The following is a 1195-nucleotide window of genomic DNA, read 5'->3' as shown; positions in this document are numbered from 1 at the left end:
GGAAATGGCAAAGGAAAAATTCGAGCGGACTAAGCCGCACGTGAACGTCGGCACCATTGGTCACGTTGACCATGGCAAGACCACCCTGACGGCCGCTATCGCAACGGTTCTGTCGTCGAAGTTCGGCGGCACGGCCAAGAAGTACGACGAAATCGACGCAGCGCCGGAAGAAAAGGCACGCGGTATTACGATTAACACCGCGCACATCGAGTACGAAACGGCTAACCGCCACTACGCACACGTTGACTGCCCGGGCCACGCCGACTACGTCAAGAACATGATTACCGGTGCTGCGCAGATGGACGGCGCAATCCTGGTTTGTTCGGCCGCAGACGGTCCGATGCCGCAAACGCGTGAGCACATCCTGTTGGCCCGCCAAGTTGGCGTGCCGTACATCATCGTGTTCCTGAACAAGTGCGACATGGTCGACGACGCCGAGCTGCTCGAGCTGGTCGAAATGGAAGTTCGCGAACTTCTGACGAAGTACGAATTCCCGGGCGACGATCTGCCGATCGTCAAGGGTTCGGCCAAGCTGGCGCTGGAAGGCGACAAGGGCGAACTGGGTGAAGTGGCAATTCTGGCGCTGGCTGAAGCGCTGGACACGTACATCCCGACGCCGGAGCGCGCGATCGACAAGGCATTCCTGATGCCGGTTGAAGACGTGTTCTCGATCTCGGGTCGTGGCACGGTGGTGACGGGTCGCGTTGAGTCGGGCGTGGTCAAGGTCGGCGAAGAAATCGAAATCGTGGGCATCGTGCCGACGGTCAAGACGATTTGCACGGGCGTTGAAATGTTCCGCAAGCTGCTCGACCAAGGTCAGGCAGGCGACAACGTCGGTATTCTGCTGCGCGGCACGAAGCGTGAAGACGTCCAGCGTGGTCAGGTTCTGGCCAAGCCGGGCTCGATCAAGCCGCACACGGACTTCACGGGCGAGGTCTACATTCTGTCGAAGGACGAAGGTGGTCGTCACACGCCGTTCTTCAACAACTACCGTCCGCAGTTCTACTTCCGTACGACGGACGTGACCGGTTCGATCAGCCTGCCGGAAGGTAAGGAAATGGTCATGCCGGGCGACAACGTGTCGATCACGGTCAAGCTGATCGCTCCGATCGCCATGACCGAAGGTCTGCGTTTCGCAATCCGCGAAGGTGGCCGTACCGTCGGCGCCGGCGTGGTTGCTACGATCGTTGCCTAA

General features: G+C 59.7%; 1 protein-coding gene. It reads left to right on the top strand.

Features of this window, described 5'->3' with window-relative positions:
• The first annotated feature begins 4 nt into the window (after positions 1 to 4).
• A complete protein-coding gene (gene tuf, locus CDV44_RS00005; protein WP_058376384.1) occupies positions 5 to 1195 on the top strand; it encodes an elongation factor Tu in 1191 nt (396 codons plus the stop codon).

Source organism: Pandoraea sp. PE-S2R-1, from assembly GCF_002179865.1.
Lineage (GTDB): Bacteria > Pseudomonadota > Gammaproteobacteria > Burkholderiales > Burkholderiaceae > Pandoraea.
The sequence above is the reverse complement of the archived record's forward strand: the minus strand, read 5'-3'. Positions and strand labels throughout refer to the sequence as shown.